Annotated in this window: 22 protein-coding genes and 1 pseudogene; 4 read left to right on the top strand and 19 right to left on the bottom strand. The window is 46.3% G+C overall.

Annotated elements, in window-relative coordinates; translation table 11 throughout:
- Positions 1-4: 4 nt before the first annotated feature.
- From DW085_RS00500 to DW085_RS00455, 11 genes are all read right to left on the bottom strand, one after another.
- Positions 5-388: a hypothetical protein gene (locus tag DW085_RS00500; protein WP_118490666.1), complete on the bottom strand. Its 384-nt coding sequence runs from the start codon at positions 386-388 to the stop codon at positions 5-7.
- A 1-nt stretch (position 389) separates the two neighbouring features.
- Entirely contained in the window at positions 390-953 is a 564-nt protein-coding gene (locus DW085_RS00495) for a hypothetical protein (RefSeq protein WP_118490664.1), read from the bottom strand.
- Between the two features lie 12 nt (positions 954-965).
- Positions 966-1157 (bottom strand): hypothetical protein, encoded by a 192-nt coding sequence (locus tag DW085_RS18860; RefSeq protein ID WP_147353905.1) that lies wholly within the window; start codon positions 1155-1157, stop codon positions 966-968.
- Between the two features lie 47 nt (positions 1158-1204).
- Positions 1205-1999 (bottom strand): glycosyltransferase, encoded by a 795-nt coding sequence (locus DW085_RS00490; RefSeq protein ID WP_182430722.1) that lies wholly within the window; start codon positions 1997-1999, stop codon positions 1205-1207.
- Positions 2000-2016: 17 nt separating this feature from the next.
- Positions 2017-2754, bottom strand: coding sequence for an ABC transporter ATP-binding protein (locus DW085_RS00485; RefSeq protein ID WP_118490660.1), 738 nt, complete (start codon positions 2752-2754; stop codon positions 2017-2019).
- 15 nt (positions 2755-2769) lie between these two features.
- The gene (locus DW085_RS00480) at positions 2770-3558 is read right to left on the bottom strand and encodes an ABC transporter permease (RefSeq protein WP_118490658.1); all 789 of its coding nucleotides are present in this window, start codon (positions 3556-3558) and stop codon (positions 2770-2772) included.
- Complete coding sequence (locus DW085_RS00475) at positions 3555-5372, bottom strand: glycosyltransferase (protein ID WP_118490656.1); 1818 nt, start codon at positions 5370-5372, stop codon at positions 3555-3557. The genes DW085_RS00480 and DW085_RS00475 overlap by 4 nt, the downstream gene beginning before the upstream one ends.
- A 25-nt stretch (positions 5373-5397) precedes the next feature.
- On the bottom strand, positions 5398-6513 hold the full coding sequence (locus DW085_RS00470) for a glycosyltransferase family A protein (protein WP_118490654.1): 1116 nt from the start codon (positions 6511-6513) through the stop codon (positions 5398-5400).
- Positions 6476-7846, bottom strand: coding sequence for an exopolysaccharide biosynthesis polyprenyl glycosylphosphotransferase (locus tag DW085_RS00465; RefSeq protein WP_118490652.1), 1371 nt, complete (start codon positions 7844-7846; stop codon positions 6476-6478). The genes DW085_RS00470 and DW085_RS00465 overlap by 38 nt, the downstream gene beginning before the upstream one ends.
- A 108-nt stretch (positions 7847-7954) precedes the next feature.
- Complete coding sequence (locus tag DW085_RS00460) at positions 7955-8866, bottom strand: glycosyltransferase (RefSeq protein WP_118490650.1); 912 nt, start codon at positions 8864-8866, stop codon at positions 7955-7957.
- Entirely contained in the window at positions 8863-9303 is a 441-nt protein-coding gene (locus tag DW085_RS00455) for a hypothetical protein (RefSeq protein WP_118490648.1), read from the bottom strand. Before DW085_RS00455 ends, DW085_RS00460 begins: the two co-directional genes overlap by 4 nt.
- Positions 9304-9978: 675 nt before the next feature.
- Here DW085_RS00455 and DW085_RS00450 point away from each other — a divergent pair.
- Together DW085_RS00450 and DW085_RS00445 are read left to right on the top strand one after the other, a co-directional pair.
- The gene (locus DW085_RS00450) at positions 9979-10350 is read left to right on the top strand and encodes a hypothetical protein (RefSeq protein ID WP_118490646.1); all 372 of its coding nucleotides are present in this window, start codon (positions 9979-9981) and stop codon (positions 10348-10350) included.
- Entirely contained in the window at positions 10308-10565 is a 258-nt protein-coding gene (locus tag DW085_RS00445) for a hypothetical protein (RefSeq protein ID WP_147353904.1), read from the top strand. The genes DW085_RS00450 and DW085_RS00445 overlap by 43 nt, the downstream gene beginning before the upstream one ends.
- 179 nt (positions 10566-10744) lie before the next feature.
- Here DW085_RS00445 and DW085_RS20300 read toward each other — a convergent pair whose 3' ends face one another.
- From DW085_RS20300 to secG, 5 genes and pseudogenes are all read right to left on the bottom strand, one after another.
- Positions 10745-11230: a PD-(D/E)XK nuclease domain-containing protein gene (locus tag DW085_RS20300; RefSeq protein WP_347474927.1), complete on the bottom strand. Its 486-nt coding sequence runs from the start codon at positions 11228-11230 to the stop codon at positions 10745-10747.
- Complete coding sequence (locus DW085_RS00440; protein ID WP_347474926.1) at positions 11227-12411, bottom strand: AAA family ATPase; 1185 nt, start codon at positions 12409-12411, stop codon at positions 11227-11229. Before DW085_RS00440 ends, DW085_RS20300 begins: the two co-directional genes overlap by 4 nt.
- A 228-nt stretch (positions 12412-12639) precedes the next feature.
- A pseudogene (gene smpB / locus DW085_RS00435) lies at positions 12640-13102 on the bottom strand (SsrA-binding protein SmpB).
- Between the two features lie 49 nt (positions 13103-13151).
- On the bottom strand, positions 13152-15257 hold the full coding sequence (gene rnr, locus DW085_RS00430; protein ID WP_118491148.1) for a ribonuclease R: 2106 nt from the start codon (positions 15255-15257) through the stop codon (positions 13152-13154).
- Between the two features lie 615 nt (positions 15258-15872).
- A complete protein-coding gene (secG, locus tag DW085_RS00425) occupies positions 15873-16109 on the bottom strand; it encodes a preprotein translocase subunit SecG (protein WP_107000428.1) in 237 nt (78 codons plus the stop codon).
- Positions 16110-16360: 251 nt separating this feature from the next.
- On the opposite strand from secG, the gene DW085_RS00420 reads away from it, so the two are divergent.
- Together DW085_RS00420 and DW085_RS00415 are read left to right on the top strand one after the other, a co-directional pair.
- Positions 16361-18076, top strand: coding sequence for a CvpA family protein (locus DW085_RS00420; protein ID WP_227589639.1), 1716 nt, complete (start codon positions 16361-16363; stop codon positions 18074-18076).
- 7 nt (positions 18077-18083) lie between these two features.
- On the top strand, positions 18084-19094 hold the full coding sequence (locus DW085_RS00415; protein ID WP_118490642.1) for a nucleoid-associated protein: 1011 nt from the start codon (positions 18084-18086) through the stop codon (positions 19092-19094).
- 75 nt (positions 19095-19169) lie between these two features.
- Here the strand turns inward: DW085_RS00415 and DW085_RS00410 are convergent, their stop codons facing one another.
- The 3 genes from DW085_RS00410 to DW085_RS00400 all read right to left on the bottom strand — a co-directional run bounded on the left by DW085_RS00410 (position 19170) and on the right by DW085_RS00400 (position 22014).
- Complete coding sequence (locus DW085_RS00410; RefSeq protein ID WP_118490640.1) at positions 19170-19898, bottom strand: histidine phosphatase family protein; 729 nt, start codon at positions 19896-19898, stop codon at positions 19170-19172.
- Positions 19899-19984: 86 nt separating this feature from the next.
- Positions 19985-20797: a hypothetical protein gene (locus tag DW085_RS00405; RefSeq protein ID WP_118490638.1), complete on the bottom strand. Its 813-nt coding sequence runs from the start codon at positions 20795-20797 to the stop codon at positions 19985-19987.
- Positions 20794-22014, bottom strand: coding sequence for a DUF5716 family protein (locus DW085_RS00400; protein ID WP_118490636.1), 1221 nt, complete (start codon positions 22012-22014; stop codon positions 20794-20796). Before DW085_RS00400 ends, DW085_RS00405 begins: the two co-directional genes overlap by 4 nt.
- Between the last annotated feature and the right edge of the window lie 23 nt (positions 22015-22037).

The following is a 22037-nucleotide window of genomic DNA, read 5'->3' as shown; positions in this document are numbered from 1 at the left end:
ATATCTACATACTTAATAAAAAATCCCAGTTTTCACTTGCCCATACACAGGTTTCTTTTTCTCCTGAATAAATCTCGTGTTTTGCCTGTATTCCACTCTCTTTTAATTTATTATCTATTTCTCGAATTGTTCTTTTCTCCTGCATTCGGTTTACATCATCTAATATGATTACAAACTGATTTCCTAAGTACTCTGGAATTAATGACAATACATCGATCCTTGAATATACTTTCATATCGCCACCTATTGGCGCATCAATCAAAATCAAATCAAATGTTTTATTATTTTTTAATTCAAGCAAAAAATCCTTATAAACGCGTACCAATTCTGCATCTTTATAATTTATATATTCAATATCCATTTGGATAATATGGCTATTTTCATTCATTTCATGTGATTTTTAAAAAATCAATCCATGATTTATCATGTTCAACAATCGTATGGTTAATCTGTGACGATGTTTTCACATATTGAATCGTCATTACACTTGACTGCCCAAGACCTAATTCTAATATATTTTGAGGACGAAACTCATCTAATATGCGATACAATGCATACAAGGCTGGATATCCCAATGCCCATCTTCCAGGAGAAAACTTTTTCTTCTTTAGCCATTCTGAACTATTTATTGTATTATTAAATATTTCCGCCCAGACCGCTTCCTTAGAAATCCCAATTTCTTTATCCAGCCCAATCTTCAACATCTCATTTTTTTCTTGCAATTCTTCTATTTGTTCATTAAGGTCACTATATTTTTTTTGTGTACACTTTTGTATTTCCAGTGTTTTTTCCGCCACCTCCCTTAATTCAGATATTGTCTTCTCTTGTTTTTCTACTTTTTTGTTCAACCGTTCTATCTCAGCCAATATTTCACTTTTACATCTTTCCGATTCTTCTTCAACTTTTTTCCAAGATGCTGGGATGATTTTTTTTAATATTCTTTTTAATTTCATAAAACACCTCCACTATCTAAAAAATACTAATTTAATCGAGCGTGGTATATATAATAAAATTTCTCCAACTCTAAAAGTAATCGTTTTTTTTACAGCATCCGCTCCCGCTTCTAAAACATTTATCGTTTCTACTTTTTTTCTATATTCATCTATTAATCTGTCATAAAATGGATAACCATTCCGTTCTCTTCTATTTTTATCCAAAATACTATATATCTTTTCGATCCATTCTCTTGTATTTTTTTCTTTTTCTATAATCCTTCGAATATTATCTTTCCAAACTCCTCCATCATCCGAAACCAAGTCAAATCAACAAGCCTTTCCAAATGGTTCTGCACTGCCATCTCCATGTCCATATAGATACCCTTCAACAAATCTATTCTCTTTTCTTTTGTCCATTTCAATTCCCGATGACCGTAACGATATCGATACACTACCTTCTTAACCGCATAAAATCTTTCTGCGGTAATCATTGCTCTTACAAAAAACGGTGGATCCTGAAACCGAATCAATTTAGGAAAATACAACTGATGCTCTAAGATAAATTCCCGGTTATACAAAAACCTATGATACCCAAAATCAAACTGCCAATCCTCATATTCGATCACACCCTCATTTGGAAACACATATCCAAAATACTGTTCCGGAAACTCTGTCCTAACCTCTCCCGTTCTATCGTCGTATTCGCTAAACTCCCCACCGCATATATGACATCCGCTTTTTTCTGCTTTTTCAAAAAGGACCTCCAGAATATCCTCCTCTGGATACCAGTCATCTGGATCCATAAAAATCAGATATTTGCCGGAAGCCTTTTTTATCCCGTTATTTCTTGCTGTCGAAACTCCCAGATTTTCCTGACGAATCGGCAAAATTCTGGCATCTGCTTTCGCATATTCTGCCAGAATCTCCCATGAGCGATCCGTTGAACCATCATCAATACATACTACTTCTATCTCTTTTAAGGTCTGGCTCAAAATACTATCCAGACATTCTTTCACATATACTTCCATATTATAAATAGGAACAATTACTGATACTTTCGTCATACTTTCTCCTATCATTTCTATTTTCTTTGTTCCATATATGCATCACAGACAGTCTGTACTTCTCCCGCCATTTTAAGTACGCCATGATCCAACCACGCTGCATGATCACAAAGTTTTTTCACTGTCTCTATATTATGTGACACAAATAATAAAGTTGTTCCACCCTCCAGCATGTGACTCATGCGTTCCATACATTTCTGTTGGAAAAGGAAATCTCCTACTGCCAGAATTTCATCAACAATTAAAATCTCCGGCTTTACCATCGTTGCAATCGAAAAACCAAGTCTGGCAGACATACCTGATGAAAAGTTTTTAATTGGTGTATCAAGGAAATCATGTAATTCTGCGAAATCCACTATTTCATCAAAATGGTCATCCATAAACTTTTTTGAATGTCCCAAAACAGTTCCATTTAAATAAATATTTTCCCGGGCAGTTAAATTCGAATCAAAACCGGCTCCTAACTCAATCAATGGGGCAATTTCTCCATGTACTGTAATACTCCCTTTATATGGTTTTAAAATCCCACTGATCGCTTTTAAAAGCGTTGATTTTCCCGAACCATTCATACCAATCAGCGCCCATGCTTCTCCTCGTTTTATTTTAAAAGAGACATCTTTGACCGCCAAAAACTCTTGAAATATCAATTCTTTTTTTATCAACTTAATAATGTATTCTTTCAGGTTATCAACCTTTTCACTTGCCATATTAAAGCGTATGGTCACATGATCTATTTCGATTGCATAATCTTCCATTCCAACACCTGTTCCTTAAATATATAAAATAAAATCATCCTGTTTTCGTTTAAACATCAAAATCCCAAAGAATAGCATAATGAATGCTATTAGCCAACCACCTAAAAAAACACGCGGTCCCGGAAAATGACCGTAATAAACTAAATCTCTAAATTGTGCCACATAATAGTACAAAGGATTTAATCCTTTTACTACGAAAGCGACACTGCTTGGAAGAGACTCCACAGGATAAAAAATCGGAGTTAAGTACATCCATGCTGTAATAATTGCCTGATAGATATACTGAATATCTCGGAAAAAAACATTAAACTCTGCAAGAAAAAATCCAAGTCCACAACAAAAAATATAGATTTGAAGTACTACTAACGGAAACAAGAAAAAAGTCCAATAAATCCGGGCACGTGTTACAAGCATAACAATAAAAAGGGCACCAAATGAAAAAAGCAGATCTACCATACAACTTGTCACTTTAGATAATGTAAAAATATATTTTGGCACATACGTTTTCTTCAAAAGTGCCGCATTACCCGTAACAGAAGTCATCGCCTGGTTCGTCGATGTGGACATAAAATCAAACAACATCTTCCCCGTAAACAAATACACCGGGAAATTTTCAATATTCCGGCTGAACATCGTCGAAAACACAATCGTCATAATAATCATGACAAACAACGGATTCAGCACACTCCACAGATATCCCAGAAAGCTGCGTCGATATTTCAGTTTTATGTCACGGCTTACCAGCTGTATCAGAAGATCTTTGTATTTCATAAAAACATTGATCCGGTCAATCCAAGCCCTCATTTTTTGCTTCCTTTCTCTATCTCCAAATACTGTTTCCATGCGTCCATGGATGTGAATTTTTGAATTTCCTTCTGGTACTTCTCAGCTGCTGTTTTATGCTTTTTCATCAGTCTCCATGCGTCACGGTAAAGCCCACATGCAAGCCACAACTGTTTCCACTCTCTCTTTGCTAGAACTGCTTTTCCCGAAAATGGCTCAAACAACACAACTTTTTTCTTCCGAAATGCCTGAAATGGAGACTCAACTGGCGATAAAGCGATTATTTTTTTATCCGCAGGAAGCAGCCAGCCATTAAACGTCACTTTTTTTATCAGATTCGCCGCTTTTCGCGCCGGACTAAAATATTCATCTACTGTTTCCACTTTATAAGAATCCCGATATTCATCCGCATATTGTTTGATCCGCCGGTATTCTTCTGCCCCTAATTCTTCCTCCAGGTTTTCAATCGGTTTCATTGCAACCTGCTCTCTGAGCCAGTTATTCAGCTTTTCTGCATCTGTTTTATACAGCCACTCCGGTCCGCGGCAGAAATCGTAAAACGCCTGATATGCCAATCGCATTTCTCCATAACGGAATTCAATGATATCCACTGTAATACGTTTCCAAATCCATCTAAGGATCTCTGCCTGACTTCTCTCCTTTTCGAGCAAAGCGGTCGTAATTAATGTATTCCGCACATCGTAATACGTATTTACGCCTGTAAAGGTAAGTTCAAACCCCTTATGCCATACGCCAAATCCATTTAAAAAGACGATTCCTGCTTTCTGGTTCCGAATGCCAAATTCGATATCATCATGGTGAAGGAACAGCGGAATCGGCAGGTTATCCGGGCGCACAAGATTTAAACTCATGCAGCAGCACCACCAACCGGAATATGGCATATTTTTATGAACCGCTTCACACATATATTTATCCGTACATACGTGAAAATCTCTTAAATCTGCCAGCGGGAAATCGTTCTGTACCACGAATTCTTTGAACCACTCTCCGGCTGCCTGCTGAATATACGGAAAATCCTCCCGCCACAGGCTTCCGCCCAAAGTAATATCCTCCCACTCATCCTTCCGCATCCCCAAAAATCCATATGCCCGCACAAAAAGCTCCGGATCCATCACAGCGTCATCATCCATCATCTGCACATGCGTCAGTCCCAGGCGTTCTTTCTCCTCGATCGCTTCAATCATGCCCCTCGTAAAGCCGCCGGCGCCGCCGACATTTCGGTTGGGAATGATGCGAATTGTATCTGGATGCTGGTCAGTCAGGCGGCTGATTTCTTCGTGTTCCGAGAGTGTTCTCCCATTATCCACTAGCCAATAGCAGAGATTCATTGATGCATTTTCCGGTCGCTCTAAAAAGCGGAGAACACTTTTTAAATTTCGCAGCACATACGGTTCGCGTTTAAATGTACAGACAACCGCCGCGATGCGAACCGGCTTTTCCTCCTGGCATTTTCCCTCATACCACCCAGACAGCTGCGGTACATCTGATTTGCTGCTTATTCCTGGTTTTACTGAAAACCAGAACACACCTTTATCTATCTCCTGATACGGAAATTCCAATGTCAGCGGCTCCGGCTGTCCGCTTAATTCGATTTCACGAATCATGGTTTCGTCATGCATCAGCCGGACTGCCTGGCACTCGCCCACTTCCAGATGCAGCGTCAGTGTTTCCTGATTTGTATATTTTTTTCTTTTTTCTATATAAAAGAGATTGAAATAGCCATTGAAATCAATCCACTCACCATTCCGGTGGAAATACAGCTCTTCTTCCCTGCAAATGTCCGGTTCTGGGAACCGTATATTCTGTAATCTCATCCGCTCTTCTCCTTCTTTTGTTTCGTCAGAACTGACGTTTCTGATGTTTCAGCGCCCAAACCGCCGCCCCATACAACCGATACCAGCTCATCCGGAGTGCCTTTACCGCCTTATTCCGGTTTGCATGGTAAATTCCCGGATATTTTTCCAATAATTCCTTGTCAAACCGAACCAGCTGATTTCTCACCTTTTTATCCGCCGGAAGGCTCAAAAGGATCTTGACTCTTCCTGCCGCCACGCGGGCGATTCCGTTCTCGATATAGCGCAGTTTTTCCTCGGAGCAGTTAATTTCTCCATTCCGGCATTTCTGATAAAATGCACACAGGGATTCCAGCACCCGGTCGTAATTTTTCTTGTTCTGCACCATTTTTTCCGGGCTGACACTCTGACCCGCACGTCCAATCCGGTACTGATAGACAAAATCCGGCAGAAAGGACACGGTCCGCACCCACGGGATCGGATACAGGATGTATTCCGCATCGACGTAATAACAATGTTCGTCGATCGAAAGTGGCATCTGTCTCAAAATTTCTGTCCGCCAGGTAATCCCATGCATTTTCATATAAACCTGATCAGCGATACCATCCAAAACGTATGATTTTCCGTATTTCACGCCCTTGAATGGCTCTTTCATCTCCGCCTTACTCGGAAAAGAGGATTCCTCCCCGCTTCCATTGTCAAACCGCCAGTAAAAGCCGCTGACAACCGCATCATCGCTGGTATGTGCCAATGCATCTAATAAATTTGAAAATGCCTCCGGCTCGACCCAGTCGTCGGCATCGACGACCTTTAGATACCGGCCGCGCGCCTCCCGGATGCCGCAATTAATGCCGGAACCGTGACCGCCGTTTTCTTTATGAATCACACGGACTGTATCGGGATAGATTTTTGCATATTGATCTGCAATTTTTCCGGTGTGATCTGTCGAACCATCGTCTACCACCAACACTTCCAGGCACGACTGCCCATTTTCCTGGTATCTCGCATCCGGTTCTGTCTCTCCTTTCTCCATGTCTGAAATTTCAGGTTTTTCAAGAACTAGACGTTTGTTTGTACATTCGTCACAGAGAGAGTCCAATGTGTATTTAATATATTTTTCCGCGTTATACGCCGGGATGACGACTGTCAGAAGCGTTTCCATTGTCCGCCACTCCTTCCGTACTTTCTTTTAACATCATGATCTTCGGTGTCATCAGCATCAGCTTCAGATCCAGAAGCAGAGAATAATTCCGTATGTAGGTCAGATCCAGTTTCAGCTTGTCATAGGAAGTCGTATTGTATTTCCCGTAAACCTGTGCATAACCAGTCAGTCCCGCTTTCATTTTCAGGCGGTAGCAAAATTCCGGGATCTCTTCCTCTATCTCCTCCGCCAGCTCCGGACGTTCCGGGCGCGGTCCCACGATCGACATCTCGCCTTTCCAGATATTAAAAAGCTGCGGAAGCTCGTCCAGACGGGTTCTGCGGAGGAAGTGTCCGACCGGCAGAATCCGGTCATCATTTTCAGCCGCCAGTCTGGCGCCTGTTTTCGCCTCTGCGTTCTGGATCATCGTCCGGAATTTACAGATCTGAAACTCTTTCCTACCCTCGGTCAGCCTCGTCTGCTTATAAAACACAGGTCCCCGGTCGGTCAGATAGATTGACAGCGCCACCAGCAGAAAAAATGGCGATAAAACAACGATTCCCAATCCTGAAAAGAATAGGTCAATCGCCCGTTTTACAAACCGCTGTCCCCCGGAAATTCCTTCATTTCTGGACAGAAGAAGCGGACTGTCGAAAATATCCAGTTCTTCGGACGTCCGAATCAGAATGTCTGAAAGTTTCGGCACCGTATAGGTACGGATGTCCTCTTCAAAACATTTTTTCAACAGTTCATTCCGGTCCTTGGCCGGAATATCGCCGATAATCAAGGCGTCAAATGCTCCTGCTTCCCGGATGATCGCCTCCATTCCTGCCCGGATATGAATCGCTTTCGCCAGGTAATATTTATCCTCGCGCGAATTGATTTTTTCCATCAGATGAAATGCCGGACGATCGCCGCATACCAGAAGCATTCTTCTCGGCGGAAACAGCAACCGGTACAGCCGCTGAAATAAATATGTCCAGACGATAGCCGCCAGAAGCTGTACCAGCATCATCGCCAGCAAAGTCCGCGGATCGTGAAATTTCTTATCCAGCAATGAGATTTGTATATAGGTAATAATATTTAAAAGCCCGATCGACAGTATCTGGGAGCAAAGCAGGTTTCCCTTTTTCAGATATCCGATCCGAAATCCCCCATATGTATATAGGAAGAAAAACAAAATTCCTGCATACAGGGCGATCATCAGCCAGTTTCCTCTTCTCCAAAATGGAAATTCAATTAATTTATTGAAATAACCGTTCCAGACGCATCCATAAATTCCCGTCAGGACAGCCATCAAAATGACCGCGCCTCCCATTCGGAACAGCCTCTTGAATGGTTCGTATTGTCTCAAAATCGTATCCTCTCGCAACTGTCTGCTTTCTCACAGGCAAACTCCGCGTACAAATGTACGGTTCTTACCAAACAGTTACTTTCTTTCATCTTTTTTTATCCTGAACTATCAGGCGTGCATTCTTTCCCGCAACTTTTTCTGATACAAATAGCCGCGAATCCCAACCGGCAGTATGCTTGCCGCCACACGCACAGCACAGTTACTTATATATTCAGGAAATGTCAAAAATCCACTTTTATAAAAATGGGTCTGCAGACGTATATTTTCTCTCGCATACGCCAGACCGCCGCGCCGCTGCATCATGCCATTTCCCGTTCTCGCGTATACCAGCACATCCGGCAGATTTTCCGCCCGATAACCAGCCTGCAGCATCCGCACCCATAGTTCGTAATCTTCGGCACCCTTCACGGCACGATAATTGCCAACCGCTAAAACAGCGTCCCGCCGCATCATAACCGCCATGTGGTTCATCGGGTTGCGCTTGCGGGCAAATATAAGAATCTCCTCATAACCGCACGGCAGCGTCCGGGTACCGGTGATACAACAATCTTCTGGAATCTCCACCGGCTCTTTCGGTGTATCTATCGTCCACTGCATATTTGCTGCTTTTTCCAGCGAATCCATCTCAAACTCGGCAATCGCCCCGCTCGCCAGCGCCAGCGCTGGGTTGCCTCGGAACTGCACCAGCTGCTTTTCACATCGTTCCGGACAGGCGATATCGTCGCTGTCCATGCGGGCAATCAGATTATTTCGGCAGCTTTCCACCCCTGCTGCCAGTGCCGGTCCTATGCCGCGATTTTCCGGCAGACGCACGATTTTCACCTGTTCGGACCATGTTTCTTCTAATTTTCTGATTACTGCATCGAGTTCTTCCGTCAGCGGACCATCGCAGACCAGGACAAACTCATCCGGGGAAACACTCTGTTTCATCATGCTGAGCGCCGCCCGGTAAAAATAGAACGGATTTTCCTTTCGGTAAACAGGCATCAGAACGGAATACTTCATATCTAAACTTCTCATATGCCTGCCACCTGCTCCCGGTTTTCATCGCCTTTTACACGGATCGCCAGTTCGACCCGCCGTGCTGCTCCCAGCATCGGTATCTCCAGCGTCACAACCCGTTTTCGGATTCGTTTCCGCACGATCTGTCCCAGCGACTCTCCCAATATGCCTTCCGCCGACACGAGCTCTCCCGCCTCGTTTACCTGTACGAGAAATCGTCTTACCGTATGCTGCGGATCCTCTCGAAGCAGACGTTTCAGGAAATCTTCCTCCGCCTTTTCCAACGGTACTGCCTTCTCATCGAGCGGAAGCTTCGCAGAACCAGCCAAAATTCCTATCTTCTGTTCCAGTTCTCCCGCATCATCCGTATCCACAAAGATATATCCCGGAAACATCGGCTCCACACCGATGTGATAAATCCCGCCCATCCGCCAGGACCGTTCTTTAGACAGCACAAAACAGGCTTATCCGACTCTCCCGAATAAACCCGGTTCAATTTCTCTGCCATCTCAGCTTCTCTTCCTGTAGGCGTTTGTACTGCGTACCACATACCGAGCTTCTTCCTCTCGTTTTTACAGTTTTCGCAGAATACCTAGTCTGCGAAATCTTTGTTCATTATACTATGCTTTTAGAGCGAATTCAATAGAAGTTTCTCCCAAGAATCTATTATGAAATTATTAAGATACGCATTTCTGATCAATTATTTACCAAATTTCCAATTACTACTATTTAAAAATCAATATTGTCAAAATAAAACTCCTTTTGTGTCTCTGAAATTTCCTCCAAATTTCGCAGAACTAGGTATTCTGCGAAATCTTTATTGTTTCGTTTATTATGCAATATTATATAGCATATAAATAAATTAATATTATGCGTAAATTATGCATAATTTCCCTTATTTATTTTTAACAAAACCATTTTTGAAAACAAATAGGGACTTGAAGCAATCATTGTCCTATGGTATTCTGTAAATACAAAAGCATATATTTTTCTATATCAGCCATCCGACTGTCTGGCATTCTAAATCATCTGAGAATCTTATGCTTTTCCAACATATTCACAACTGAAAAGCAGGAGGTTTTCAAAAAGAATTTTGCCTTGTTCTCCTGCTGAAAGGAGGACAATTACATATGAAAAAACACAAAGACACTCTTTTTCGGATGCTTTTCAGCAGCCGTGAAAATCTTTTAAGTCTTTATAACGCTGTCAATGGGACTCATTACACGGATCATCCAGAACTGGAGCTGCTTGTCCGGATTCTAAATATCAACCTGAACAAAAATCCCGAAATTTTAGATGCCTGCCAAACTTTAAAAGAATATATGCTTCTGGTCGAACGAATTCGGCGTTATACAAAAAATATGCCGTTAAATGAAGCGGTTGAAACAGCTGTCAACGAATGCATCGAAGAAAATATCCTGGCAGATTTTCTTCAAAAAACAAATCGGAGGCGATTGCTATGTGTTTATTTGAATATGATGACGAACGGGAGAAAAAATTGATTCGTAAAGCAGAATTTCAAGAAGGCGTCAAGGCTGGTCTCGCCCAGGGACGAGCAGAAGGATTAAATGAGGGTAGGAATGAACGCACCAGCAAAATGCTTCACGCCATCCGTCTGATTCAGCAGAAACATTCACTGCAGGATATTCACGCTAAAACTGGGCTTGAGACAGAAACAATTCAGGCGATATTAAAAGATTTGCAGAATATACAGTAAACTATATGCAGATATACTTTAGTGTAGGGAACAACTAGGCACTTGCATTATATAAGGAAGAGCTGCTGGCTACCAATCAGCCGTGCAGCTCTTTTTATACTTTATATCAAAAAACACTCCCACTGTCTGTATACCAGAAACAGGAAGACTTTGAATGATTCGACTGAACTTTCAGATCCTTACTTTTTCTTCACCATACACCGTTTCTTAAAAAACGAAATGCCATAGCAAAGGATCTGATCATAATCATCCTCGTACTCCTTCGCATACATTCTGTCATCAATCTGCTGTAGCGCTGTATCGCACTCACTTTCTAATTTTTCCAGATTTTTCGTATACTTTGCCTCAAAGACTGCAACCTGTGCGTTGAGGGAATCGTAGACAACCACATCACTGCGCCCCTCTCCATGCTCCTTATTGGAATCCACCATATACCCAGCGCCGGTAAAGATTCCAGCGAGAAACGCATGGTAAAAATCTTCCCGATAATCATGGTAACTGATCGTGCGCCGCAGCAATGCATTCATCTCTCTCGTAATACCCTCGCTGTCACCGTTCCAGACCGCGTCAAACAGGGCATTCCGATCCCATTTCCTGGTGCTGTCATCGAACCATTTGATAACGGTCGTTTCAAAGATCTCTTTAATTTCCGCATTCGGAATCATAAGGCAGCCATGCCATCTGGCAGATCATCCTTATAATCAGATCTGCGCGCTTTCGTTAAGTACCCTGTCAGATACAACATACTCCAAAGGTTGTCTTCAGATGAGTGCAGATAATCATACGTCAGGTTTTCGTCCACACGCTGAACAATGCAGCCGCCAGACATCAGAGTTTCAAGTTTTTTTGTGATGGTGCCGCCCGCGTAGTCAATAAAAGAACGAATAATAGCGTTATCGCTTGTATTTTTCCAATAACTGACTGGCTTAGCTTTTGGATTTCTCTGCAATTCCAGCATATAATTCATGACATCCCATGGGCAGTAAACATCAAAATCGCCAAAATGGTAACCGTCATACCATTTTTTTATGTCATCCGCCCGTTCTGTCAGACCGGCATCTTTTAATAACTGATCCACTTCACTTTGCACAAAACCAAAATACTCATTTAAGCGTGAATCCGTAATGGTGTCCGATATAAAATTATTGGTTCCCGTAAAAATACTCTCTTTTGCTATTTTCAGGCAGCCTGTAATAACGGCAAAACTAAGTGACTGGTTGTCTTTCAGAGCCTGCATCAAGCCCTTCATGACATCCAGCATTTCCTTATAATAACCGTTGTTATTTGCTTTCGCTACCGGAACATCGTACTCATCGATCAGGAGAATTACTTTTTTATTGTAGTGCCTGTTTAATAATTGCGTTAAAAATTGAATGGAACGCAGCACATCCGTCTTTTCCGCTTTTCGGTCACTTATCCGCCGGAAAAGGGACTTTTCCGGTTCGCTGATTGCCGGACTATCTAAGAGATATGCGTGATTCTGATACAAAAAAGCGATCTCATAGACAAGCTGCTGATATGCATCCGTAAAATTCAGACCTTCTATCTGCCGAAATGAAATCGCGATCGTAGGATATTGATTCATCCATTCATCGCATAGCGCCTGATGGTCTGCAATTTCCAGTCCTTCAAACAGCTTTCTGCTGTCCTTACGGATATCGAAAAAGCTTTCCAGCATATTCATACCCAGGGTCTTACCAAATCTCCGTGGACGGGTAATCAATGTAACTTCCGCTTTCTCATCCAAAAGTTCCGCAATCAAGCCTGATTTATCGATATAGTAAAAACCACCGTTTCGGATTTTTTCAAAGTTCGAAATTCCAACCGGAATATTCATTTTTTTCATCTCTGCCGCTCCTTTCCCGTAGCCATGCACAGATCTTTTTTCATGTTTATGATAACATGAATCCCCTATTCTTACAATCAAAACTCCATCTGCCGTGCAGTTCCTGAAATAAAAAAGAAACCGGTTATCCCTTTTATATCCCCCCGTTTTGAATATAAAAGAAAAACTGGTTTCTTAATTTTTACTCTTTGAATCTCTGTTTTATATCGCCTATTTCAAATAAAAAAATTATTTCTGTCTCGCCTTAAACGCACGGTCAATCTCCCGCTTCGCGTCCTTTTTCGCCAGATCGTCTCTCTTATCATATAGCTTCTTACCGCGTGCCAGACCAATCTCTACTTTTACGAGACTTCCCTTAAAATAAACCTGCAGCGGCACCAGCGTATATCCTTTTTCTTTGATCTTTGACATCAGGCGGCGGATCTCCAGTTTGTGGAGAAGGAGTTTCCGCACACGCAGCGGATCTTTGTTAAAGATATTTCCCTTCTCATATGGCTGATATGCATGCCGAATACATACACCTGACCGTCGCTCTCGATCTTGATAAATGCTTCCTTGATGCTGCATTTACCCATGCGGATCGATTTAACCTCGGTACCGAATAACTCGATCCCGGCTTCGAATTTATCATCGATAAAATAATCATGGTAGCTTTCTTATTGTTCGCCACCATCTTGATTCCTGCTCCCATTTTAATTCCTCTTTCCCTCTCTACTTTTTACATCTTATTTTACAATCTTCTACTTCCAGTACACCGCCGGCATAAAATCAATCGTCCTCGCATACCGGTCGCACGCAGTCACGCGGACGCGGATAGTCTGACCGAGCTTGTACGTCTTTCTCGTCATCTCTCCGACCAGCTCATAGTGTGCTTCGTCAAATACGAAATAGTCGCCGCGCAGTTCATTGACATGAACTAATCCTTCAACCGTGTTCGGCAGCTCGACATAGAAGCCCCAGTTGGTGACACCGGAAATGACTCCCTCGAATTCTTCTCCGATGTAATGTTCCATATACTGGACTTTCTTCATTTTATCTGTTTCGCGCTCGGCTTCGTCAGCGCGGCGCTCCAGGGCCGAGGTCTGGACTGCCACTTCCGGCAGGATTTTTTCAAAATGGGCGGTTTTTCGCGCATCCATATTGCCGTGCAGGCACTCTTTGATAATCCGGTGGATCTGCAGATCCGGGTAACGGCGGATCGGGGAGGTGAAATGGGTATAATATTTCGCCGCCAATCCAAAATGACCGGAGTTCAAGGTCGAATATTTCGCCTGTTTCATGGAGCGCAGCGTCAAACGGCTGAGCAATGCCTCCTCCGGCGTGCCCTCGATCTTTTCAAGCAGCTTTTGCAGCTCTTTCGGGTGGACTTCGCCGCCTGGCATCCGCAATGTATATCCAAAGTTGTTGATGAACGTTCCGAGTTTCGCCATCTTCTCCTCATCCGGTTTCTCATGGATTCGGTAGAGGAACGGCATTTCCTGCCAATAATAGTCCTCAGCTACCGTCTCATTTGCCATCAGCATGAAATCCTCGATAAGCTTCGTCGCCGCGTTGCGCTCATACGGCTTGATCTCGATCGGGCGTCCTTTGGCGTCGAGTAAAATCTTGCTCTCTGGAAAGTCGAAGTCAATCGCACCGCGCTCCTGGCGCCTCTTGCGGAGAAGCTGCGAAAGTTCTTTCATTTGCAGGAATAAATCCACAAATTCCTTATATTTCTCCTTCGTCTCTGCATCATCATCCGTGATGATCGCATTGACCGCCGTATACGTCATCCGGCGATCGACGCGGATCAATGTCTCTGCTATCTCATGTCCGATCACGACGCCTTTGTCATTGATCTCCATGATACAGCTCAGCGCCAGACGATCCTCTCCCTGATTCAGGGAACAGATACCGTTTGAGAGTTTATGCGGCAGCATCGGAATGACGCGGTCGGTCAGATACACGCTCGTTCCGCGCTTTAATGCCTCGCGGTCAAGCGGGCTGCCCTCGCGGACATAATGGGTCACATCCGCGATGTGTACACCGAGCCGGTAACCCTGCTCCGTCTTCTCCAGCGTGATCGCATCGTCGAGATCCTTCGCTTCCTCACCATCAATCGTGACTGTCGGCAGATCGCGCAGATCCTTGCGTCCCGCCTTGTCCTCCTCGCGGACGGCATCCGGGATCTCTTCAAGCTGCGCCATGACCTCCGGCGGAAATTCTTCCGGCAGACCGTATGCTTTCACGATCGATAAAATATCGACTCCCGGATCGTTCATATGTCCGAGAATGCTGGTGATCACGCCCTCCGGCTTCTTATCCGGGCTGTTTCCGTAATCCTTGATCTTCACGATGACTTTATGACCGGTCACTGCGCCCGCGTCACACCCCTGCGGGATGAAAATGTCGCGTGAAATCCGTGGATTGTCCGGGATCACAAAGCCGAAACCGCCGTTTTTCTCATACAGACCGACCAGCTCCTGATTGGCGTGCTCCAGGATCCGCACGATACTTCCCTCGGCTCTGCGTCCGCCGTCGCTCTCCTGCTCAATCACAACCAGCACCTTATCGCCGTGCATCGCGCCCTTTGTTTTTTCACGCGGAACGAACACATCCTGCTCACGTCCCTCGATTGCCACGAAACCGAAGCCCTTCGGGTGTCCCGAATAAATGCCTGCCTCTGAAAATGTCTCCGGGCGCCCCAGCTTGCCCTTGCGGGACATGCTGATTTTTCCCTCTTCCAGCAGATGATCGATAACCCGCTGCAGCTCCCGGCGCTGTTCCTTCGGAATATTTAAAAGAAGTGCCAGCTCCTTCAGCTTCATCGGCACGTATGCCGGTTCATTCATGACATCCTGAATCATCTTGCAGCGGCGGGTAAACTCCTCCTCGGAAGCGCCAGCATCCTCACACTCCTTCTTGCCGCGCTTTTCGCGCTTCTTATCCATCTCACGCTCAAACTTCCGATCACGGTCTTTCTTTTCCGCTTTATTCTTTTTCCGGCGCACCGATTCCTCTTTCGGACCTTTCGCACGCTCCGGCTTTTTCTTCTTTTTTCCGTACCTCTCTTCCCACTCGCCGATCAGCCCATCCCCGTCAATCTGGCGCTGTACGCTGCTCTCCCGGCTTTCTCCGGACATTTTCTCTTCCCGCGCTTCTTCTTTCCGCATCGCAAACCGCTGTTCTGCATTCTTCCGGATCGTCTCCAGCATCTCATCCGAGAGCTTCATCTCCGTCTGCTGACGTTTTTCAAACGTCTCTCTTTCTCTCCTGCGATTTTCCGGCATTTTCTGTCCTTCCTCTTTCTGTGAAGCTGCCGCACTCTGCATCTGCGCCTGGCGCTTCTGCTGTTTTGCGTATTTCTGAGCCTCGCTTCTCTTTATTTTTCCCATGATTTTATCAAATATGTTCAAATTTATCTCACTTCTCTTTCTCAATATGAAAAAAAGGCTGCCACGCGACAGCCTCTTAAAGGTTCCTTACAGGAATTTCAAATTCAAAACTAATGCAAGGATCAGCCACAGAATTGCAGCATATTTGGTCAGCTTCTCCAGCTTTCCTTCCATAGAACGGCTTTTATTTCTGCCCCAGTAGCTGTCAGCCATACCGCCGATGGAACCGGACAGACCTGCCGATTTGCCCTCCTGCAGTAGGATTACCGCCGACAGGAATACACAGATAATAATAAATATGATCGTAAGGATCGTCTTGATCATCTTCGCACCTCCTGAATAAACATAGTAATCATAGCATATTTTCGGCGGAAGGACAACTGTTTTTTTCCCGACTTCAACCCAAGAATTTGCCGTATTTAAATGCGAAGCCACGGCAAATTCCGTTTCCGGGCTTGATTTTATCTCCCGTCGTGCGATACAATAGAGTTCTATCACATTTACAATCAGCGAAATCCTTTTTTTCATGGGAACAGCTATTTTTTTATCATAAAACGAGTCAGGAGGGTTCTATTTTGAAAAAATTCACTTCGGCGTTTGGGCGTCTGTTTCTCTCTGCCGTCCTTATTTTTCTGGTGTTCTACACCATGATGCCAGCCATCAATCTGCACGATCAGGATTTCATCGTATTCCTGATTATCTGCATTCTGATTGTACTGGCAGTCAACTTTATGGAAAGCATTCTCATATTCCTGAAAACAGTGCAGCAAAACCGCGGCGTTGAGATCGTGCGCGATCCTGTGACCGGACGGATGGTTCTGCGGCGCAAGTACGCCGACGCCTCCGGCAGTCCGTTTGCCGGTTTTAAGGCGATGGGACGCCCGTGCAAATATGGCACAATCGCGATCGCTGTCCTGATTTTCTTTTCCCTGATCGCCTCGGCGGCGGGCGTCCAGCTTTTTAATGCGTCCCGCTACCGCGATCTGATCACCGTTACCGAGGGCGATTTTGCCTCAGATGTCGCAGAGCTTGGCATGTCGCAGATCCCGGTCGTTGATAAGGATACCGCCTCCCGGCTCGGAAGCAAAAAGCTCGGTGAGATGACCGACCTGGTCTCCCAGTTTGAGATTCAGGAAAATTACACACAGATCAACTACAAGGGGACACCGTACCGCGTGACGCCTTTGCGCTATGCCGACCCGATCAAGTGGCTGTACAACCAGAAGAAGGGACTTCCGGCATACATTGCTGTCAATATGGTCGATCAGAATACCGATCTCGTCTGGCTGTCCTCCGGCATGAAGTATTCCACCAGTGAATATTTCTTCCGCAATATCAACCGCTACATCCGTTTCTGCTACCCAACACGGATGTTTGAGACGGTCTCCTTCGAGATCGACGACGATGGAAACCCATACTGGGTGGCGCCGACCATCGCCTACCGGATCGGCTGGTGGAACGGCAAGGACATCGACGGCGCGATCCTCGTCAATGCTGAGACCGGCGAATCTAAGTGGTACGCCAAGGCGGATGTCCCGCAGTGGATCGACCAGCTCTATGATTCGAACCTCATCATGGAACAGCTCGACGACAACGGCAGATTCCAGAATGGTTATTTAAACTCTATCTTCGGTCAGCGCGGCGTGCGTCGGACGACCTACGGCTACAACTATCTCGCCATCGACGACGATGTGTGGCTGTACACCGGCATGAGCTCTGTAACCTCAGATGAGTCGAACATTGGCTTCGTCCTCGTCAACCTGCGGACGAAAGAAACGAAATTTTACACCGTTCCGGGCGCCACCGAGCTCGCCGCAATGGATTCCGCACGCGGACAGGTGCAGCACTTAAATTACAGCGCGACCTTCCCGCTTCTCTTAAATATTTCCGGACGACCGGCATATTTCATTTCCCTGAAAGATGCTGCAGGGCTTGTGAAAATGTATGCGTTCGTCGATGTCGCGCAGTACCAGATCGTCGGCACCGGACAGACGATCGATGAGGCGAAGCGCAATTACCGTGAGACGCTGGGGCAGGAAGAGATCGAAGATCCCACTGCCAAGGAACCGGCGGCAAGCGAGACTGTCTCCGGCACGGTCGAGGCGATCGAGAATGTCGTCATTTCCGGTAACACCTACTACTATTTCACGCTGACCGATGACCGCACCGACAGCGTCTACACCGCTGCGATCACCGTTTCTGAGCGGCTTCCGTTCGTGCAGGCAGGCGACTCCGTTTCCTTTGAGTGCGTCGAGAATGGTTCTACAAAAGAAGTTATAACCTGGAGGTAAGATAACATTGAAAAGTGAAGATATGATTTTAAAGGCAGCCATCGTGCACATCCTTGATTCTTCGGTGGGAATCCCGGTTCTCTCCGACCAGAGCATGGAGGTCGGACCCGATTTTTCCGACTTTCTGAAAGCGCATATCGAGAAAATCACTGAGAGCGACGACGTCAAGCATTGCACCTTCGCAGAAGGATCCGAGGTCAAAGAGCTGCTGCAAAACTGCACCCCTGACAATTTCGTCGAGACGAGCAAACAGCTCGCCGAGCGCCTCTACGACATCATGAATGCGAATATTGACATTCCGGCCGCCGATGTGGCGATGACCGTGTTCGGCTACAAGGGCAAGGATTATCTGGCATTCCTAAAAATGAACTACAAAACCTCCTACACGCATCAGACCAAAGAAACAGACGGCGGCAACAGCAACGAGATCATTTTACAGCGCGCGCTGCTTCCGGGACAGGGACAGCGCCTCACCGAGGCGTTTGTCCTCGATCTCTCCGACGGCTCCCTGATTCTGGCTGAGAAAAAATATGAGGTCAACGGCGAGAAATGCTTCTATTTCTCCGAGCTCTTTCTCGAATGCCGCGCCCCGCTCTCCCAGAAATCCAAGCTCGACATCGTTACCCGCGCCGTCGATCAGGTTGCCAAAAAATATTACGGCGACGAGGATGCACAGAAAAAGATGGAGATCAAAGACATTATCTGTAATGAATTAGAGGAACAGGGCGAAATCAAGGTATCCGAACTGCGCGAAAAAGTATTTCCCGGCAGCCCGGAGATGCTCGAGGAACTGGATGAAAAACTCGACCGCTACAACCTCTCCTACGAGACGGTCGCGCCGAAAAATGAGCAGACGATCAAGAAATTCCAGAAACAGAAGCTGTACACTGACACCGGCATCGAGATCACGATCCCGATGGAAGAATACAGAAATCCCGACCATGTGGAGTTTATCACCAACATGGACGGGACAATCTCGGTGTTGATTAAAAATATTGGGATGTTGAGCAGTAAATAGCGTCTCACACAAAATTTATTTGTCCGCTGAGTGAAATGATAGCGATACATAATAAATATTCAAGTCGAACGTCCATCAGTCATGCCGCTGGTCAAACCGTGTATACACCTCACAGAACCGCGCCGCAAACGACGGCTCGCGTCCACCCGCATACAGATGGGAAACATCTCCAAAACTGCTCATGCGGAAGGATGCGACACCGGAGCGGCGCTCTTCTGTATAGAGCACCGTCACCGACGACGGCGCCGCACAGGTTCCATGCCACAGCTGCATCGGAGAGATATTTAAGAGATGGGAAAGCAGGACGCACTCGACGCCAAAATGACAGAATAAAACAATCGTGTCCTCATTCGGTGCCACGGCTCGGTAAAACAATCCGTTTCTCTCATATCCGTGCTGGCTGAGCAGCCGGTCAAGTTCTCCAGTCACCCAGTCGTACTCTTCTTTTACATGGGCGTTCTGAAAGACTTCTGTTTCATGCCAGTGATCTTTATCAAAATACTTCGGCTCCGCCATCCACGCATCCGGCAGCCAGTCCCAGACACAGTGCCCGGAATCCTTTCCCGGATGTACCGCCTGGGGAGCAAATTCACGCAGCCAGCTGCAGGTTTCTGCCGTGCGGCAGGCTTTTTTTAAGGTCAGGGACGCCGTGTCCTTCGCACGCCCCAGCGGCGATACATAATAAGCCGCCACCAGAACCGATGCCAGACGGTCTGCCAGAAGCTTTGCTTCCTCCCAGCCAGCCGGTGTCAGGGAATCAATCGAGTAATCAGGATCCGCATGGCGGACAATCAGAAGGCGCATAGGAATACTCCTTTCGTAAAGAAATGGTAACTAGGAATGATCTTGATGACCGGGTATACCCGGAAAGGACACTGGCGCGAGCAGAATTAGAGCATCTTCCGATACTCCTGCTTCCACCCATTCAGAAGCTCTCCCGCACTCTCCATCCGCCGGACCGGATTGCGGTCAAACATCGTCTCGACCATGCGGACATTCCCGCACTTCTCCGCGGTCCGGTTCGCCTCGTCGAGTTCCCGTTTCCAGATCTCCTTCTGTTCCGGCGTCATCGCAGCCGCGTGGCGCTCCTTAAGTTCCAGCTTCGGGTCAATCAAAGCAAGCTGGTACAGGTGCTTCAGCATCTCTGGGCTCTTGTCGAAATTGTACGCCATTTCATAAGCGGTAAACGCTTTCTCAAACCAGAAAATCCCGGCATACGCCGCCCCGATATTGTTCCAGATCTTCGCGGTAAATTCGTCCGTCAGTGATTTGACCCGCCAGTCCTCCAGAATCCGGTTGTAGTAATAGATCGCCGTCCCAAACTGCCGCAGGCGGAAATAGTAATCCGCCGTCTCCTTCCGGAACTCCGCCGCATTCATTTTGCGAAATGCCGCCAATTTCTGGCGGTATGCCGCAATCTCCTTTGCCGTATAATAACAGCACTCCTGCAGAATCACGATCGGCAGCTCGTCCTGGCTCTCGCCGCTCCGCTGCCATGCCTCCAGTTTGCCGGCCAGAAACGAAAGTCCCAGCTCCGAACGGATAAACTCAATCAGGCGGTCGTCCACAAAACCATCCAGCACCAGAAGCGGATTCTGATAAATGATATAACACAGCTCCTGCGACGATGCGATATGGACGCCCAGCCGTTCTATGTAAAAAGGATGTCGAACCGGCTCCTGCCGGCAAAGTATCAGACTCATAATGAAACCTCTTGTTTAATCATCCGGTTTGTCGCCGGAAATAATTCTCCAAATCCCAAATCACGTATCATGACGATCATCGTGTCTTCCCCGGTAAATCCAAATGCCATCTCGATCCGGGTCGTCCGGTCCGGGCGTTTCGGGAATCCCTCGAGCGGAATCTTCACCGTCTTCTTTTTGCGCGGTTCCAGCGGCTGGAGTGAAAATTCCACCTCCGGCGTGCCCGACACGATAAATTCCGCCGTCATTTTCGTCTCATACCAGCTGTCCCCGGCGGATGCCAGCACCAGCTGTCCCTCTTTTTCACGCTCCTGAATCTTTAGAGAAACCGTTGTTTTCAGCCGCCCCTCACAGATACAGGTAAAATGGTACGCACTCTGCGCTTCACAGAGATCTTCCGAGCGGATCAGCGCCCCTCGGGTAAATACATCCATCTCCGCAAACACCCGGCGCCGTTTGTAGATCTGCTGCATAAAATCTGCCGCCCAGTCCGTCTGTGCAAATCCCCTGCCGGTCAGGATGATCGCTGAAAACAGGCGCTTCTGCAGCAGCCGTTCCGCACAGGAGGAAAGAATCCGGTCTGCCATCTGGATGCCCGCGTCGCTGTCCAGCACATTTAAGTGGAATGACTCCTCCAGTTCCTCCTGATCCGCGACCACCTGCATCTGGCGCAGCCCGCGCTGCACTCTCAATTCATAATAATGAAGACCATTCTCCGAAAGCTCAAACATTCCCACCTGGTTGCTCCAGACTTCCCGTTTCTGGCTCATCACGTAATATACAAAGCTCTCCGCGTGACTGATCACACGCACCCGGCTCCGGTCGATTTCCAGAAAATCGGCACAGTACATCAGGCAGTCCACCAGCTTTACCTCAAGCTTTGGCACCGTGATCACCAGGTTTTCTATCTCTTCTTTTCCGGACGCCTGTCTGGGAATCGCAAGCACCTGCTTCAGGAACATTTTCAGCAGATATAAGCCCTCGTAGCGAACACCATCGATCGTGGCGGTGCCGTCCTTCATCGCCAGGGAAAGCAGCTTATCTTCCACTACCATGCCCTCTAACGCGCCCCCGGCACTCTCCTCTGCCACCCGCCAGACGTCCGAATCCGGTTCTTTTCCGATCCGGGTCGGAACCGACCAGATCGTCTCCTGACCCTGACAGGATATATGTGTGCATGAATCACACAGATCTATGCCAATTATAAGTCCATTCATCTATCGTTTGTCCGTCTGTCCCT

Source organism: Clostridium sp. AF50-3 (assembly GCF_003477445.1).
Taxonomy (GTDB): domain Bacteria; phylum Bacillota; class Clostridia; order Lachnospirales; family Lachnospiraceae; genus Otoolea; species Otoolea fessa.
This window is presented reverse-complemented; position numbering and strand designations above follow the sequence as displayed.